This window comes from Pseudomonas sp. (genome assembly GCF_049645325.1).
Taxonomy (GTDB): Bacteria; Pseudomonadota; Gammaproteobacteria; order Pseudomonadales; family Pseudomonadaceae; genus Aquipseudomonas.
Genome location: NZ_JBARTQ010000659.1, coordinates 1 through 2,684 on the forward strand (window position 1 = coordinate 1; position 2,684 = coordinate 2,684).

The window sequence follows — 2,684 nt, forward strand, 5'->3', positions numbered from 1 at the left end:
GGGTTGAGGCGCGGCAGAGTTCTATCGGATTATCAGGAATTGAGCGCGCCTGAATCCACGGCGGTTTTCAGGGCCTTGGCGGCATCTTTTGCGGCGATGGCGGCGGCGTCGACAGTTTTGAACCAGCGATCTTTCTCGACCTGATGCGTTGTGATCGTCGTCAGCGGCGGCTTGGCCCGCATGACGATGACTGCTTGGAACTCCCCATCCACTTCCCTGGCCTCGCCATGGATAAAAAATTCGCCAATATCAAATTCCGTCACGTATAGCCTTCCCTTCAAGGTAACTGCACTGATGAAAACCGACCCGCAGGGGGCGAATTTCAATGGACGGGCCAGTATGGCAGTTGTTGGAGGGGCGCGGCGCGGTAAAGTCATTGGGGTGATGAAACGACCTCGGTATGAAGGGCGTGCAAGCTGGCCTCCAGTTCCTTGGCCAACTCGCAGGCCTTGCTGTGGTTGCTGCGAAAGCCTTTGATTCTGCCGCTGGTGACTTCCAGGATATGAAAGAAATTGCGCCCGGCAGGTACAACTTGATAAAGAATAGAATGGGTGTACCCGTTGGCGCTATCGAGGCAGTAGTATTGGCGCTCGTCTGGATAGAATGAACGCGTGCGGGAAGACGTGGCGGGGTATTGACGTGGTTGCATGGTCAGCTCCTGTCGATCGATCGTGTTGAGTCACCCGCAGCCTTTTGGGTGGTTTTGACCCGCGTTGCTGTTTTAGTATTGTCGTTGGCAGTCGCTGCTTGGTTCCATGCCAGGCAGTGTGTGATGGGATGGTTGTCGGAAACTGCGTTTTTAATTGGGTTATTCTCTGAAGTGGGTCGGCTCGTATTCTCGGGCTGTTGAACCTGTGATTTCCTGTGATGCTTGATGACCTTGAACAAGGTGCATCGCGCACGGCTGTACTAGTCTTACGGTGCAGCAAGGGGTTCTCCTTCAGTTTTTTAAAGAATGTGTCGTGTGATCGTGCCTACGGGCCGTTTTTTTGTGCTGCCCGCTCCGGCGGTCAGCGCTCTTTTTGATGTGGGGGCGTTTCCTTGGCAGTCAGTAATCTGGATATGCACGCGTTGTTCGTGCTGGGTGATTTGCGCGCAAAGTTGGTCAAGCAGTTTCAATCCCGTTTTGTTTACGTCACTGAGCAGACGCCGGAAGGCATCTACATCGCCGAGATCGACACCGAATCGGCGCTGGTCGTGGATGACAAACCACGCCTGGAGCTGAAGGTTGGCGACCATTTTCGCGCGGCCGTATTGCCGAGTCGTGAAGGCGGCAAGTTCGAATTGAAGTTTCGCGATATCAAGTTGACGGTCTATGGCCTGGGCGATTACGCCTTTGTTTCCACTGCCGAAGGGCAGGGCATCGTGTTCAAGGAAGGCCACAGCGTCATGCTGGTGTTTGCCGCCAATGAGCAATTGCAGGAAGGCTTGACCAAGACCCTCAAGGCCGTCACCGGCAAGGCTGCCAAGTGGCGCAAGGGTGAACTGGTGACATTCAAGGCCAGCGAGTAACCCATAAACAACCTGTGCATGCTTGCTCTCCGGAACCTCTACTACAGTTGAGTTGACTTAACTATTCAGAGGCTTCGCGCATCAGCAGCAAAGCCGTCCGCTATTGGCTGCGAAAATGCGAGGTGCAAAGGCATGAAAGGATTGAGAACCCTGTTGGCAGCGTCCCTGACGACCCTGAGTCTGTCAGTGGCTTCGTTGCCGGTCTGCGCGGCACAGGCGCCGATACACTTCGCCGACCTGAACTGGGAGAGCGGCAGCCTGATCACCGAAGTGCTGCGCTTTATCGTCGAGAAGGGTTATGACCTGCCCACCGACACCTTGCCCGGTACCACCATTACCCTGGAAACCGCGCTGGCGAAAAATGATATCCAGGTGATTGGCGAAGAATGGGCCGGCCGCAGCCCGGTGTGGATCAAAGCCGAGGCTGAAGGGAAAGTGGTGGGCCTGGGCGACACGGTGAAAGGCGCTACCGAAGGCTGGTGGGTGCCGGAATACGTGGTCAAGGGCGACCCGTCCAAAGGCCTCAAGCCGCTGGCGCCGGACCTCAAGACGGTGCAGGACCTGGCGCGCTACAAGGATGTGTTCAAGGACCCTGAGTCACCCGGCAAAGGGCGCTTTCTCAACAGCCCGATCGGCTGGACGTCGGAAGTGGTCAACGCACAAAAACTCAAGGCTTACGGCCTCAACGACAGTTATGTGAATTTCCGCAGCGGCTCGGGTGCGGCGCTGGACGCCGAGATTGCCTCGTCGATCCGTCGTGGCAAGCCGGTGCTTTTCTACTACTGGTCACCGACGCCGTTGATGGGGCGTTACAAGCTGATCCAGTTGGAAGAGCCGCCGTTTGACGCCGATGCCTGGAAGACGCTGACCGACGCGGACAACCCCAACCCAAGACCCACACGCTCGCTGGCGTCCAAGTTGAGTATCGGTGTGTCGACGCCGTTCCAGCAGGCACACCCGCAGATTGCGGATTTTTTCACCAAGGTGCAGTTTCCTATCGAGCCATTGAATAAAGCCTTGGCGGCGATGAGCGAGAATCACACGGCGCCACGGGAGGTGGCCCAGGTGTTTCTCAAGGAACATCCTGAAGTCTGGAAGGCGTGGTTGACGGAGGATGTGGCTCAGAAGGTTGAGGCGAGCCTGAAATAAACGTCGGTCGTCCTGTTGAATGG

Annotated in this window: 4 protein-coding genes; 2 read left to right on the plus strand and 2 right to left on the minus strand. The window is 56.5% G+C overall.

Annotated elements, in window-relative coordinates:
- Window positions 1-32: 32 nt before the first annotated feature.
- Together WBB95_RS28195 and WBB95_RS28200 are read right to left on the minus strand one after the other, a co-directional pair.
- Window positions 33-263, minus strand: coding sequence for a hypothetical protein (locus WBB95_RS28195; protein ID WP_424490562.1), 231 nt, complete (start codon window positions 261-263; stop codon window positions 33-35).
- Between the two features lie 110 nt (window positions 264-373).
- Window positions 374-649: a hypothetical protein gene (locus WBB95_RS28200; RefSeq protein WP_424490563.1), complete on the minus strand. Its 276-nt coding sequence runs from the start codon at window positions 647-649 to the stop codon at window positions 374-376.
- A gap of 413 nt (window positions 650-1,062) precedes the next feature.
- Between WBB95_RS28200 and WBB95_RS28205 the strand changes: the two genes are divergently transcribed.
- Entirely contained in the window at window positions 1,063-1,512 is a 450-nt protein-coding gene (locus WBB95_RS28205) for a hypothetical protein (RefSeq protein ID WP_424490565.1), read from the plus strand.
- 132 nt (window positions 1,513-1,644) lie between these two features.
- Window positions 1,645-2,661, plus strand: coding sequence for an ABC transporter substrate-binding protein (locus WBB95_RS28210; protein WP_424490564.1), 1,017 nt, complete (start codon window positions 1,645-1,647; stop codon window positions 2,659-2,661).
- Window positions 2,662-2,684 lie beyond the last annotated feature (23 nt).

Excerpts from the sequence above, each read along its gene's own strand:
- WBB95_RS28210 (WP_424490564.1), top strand. The coding sequence starts at position 1,645 with ATGAAAGGATTGAGAACCCTGTTGGCAGCGTCCCTGACGACCCTGAGT.
- WBB95_RS28200 (WP_424490563.1), bottom strand. The coding sequence starts at position 649 with ATGCAACCACGTCAATACCCCGCCACGTCTTCCCGCACGCGTTCATTC.
- WBB95_RS28205 (WP_424490565.1), top strand. The coding sequence starts at position 1,063 with ATGCACGCGTTGTTCGTGCTGGGTGATTTGCGCGCAAAGTTGGTCAAG.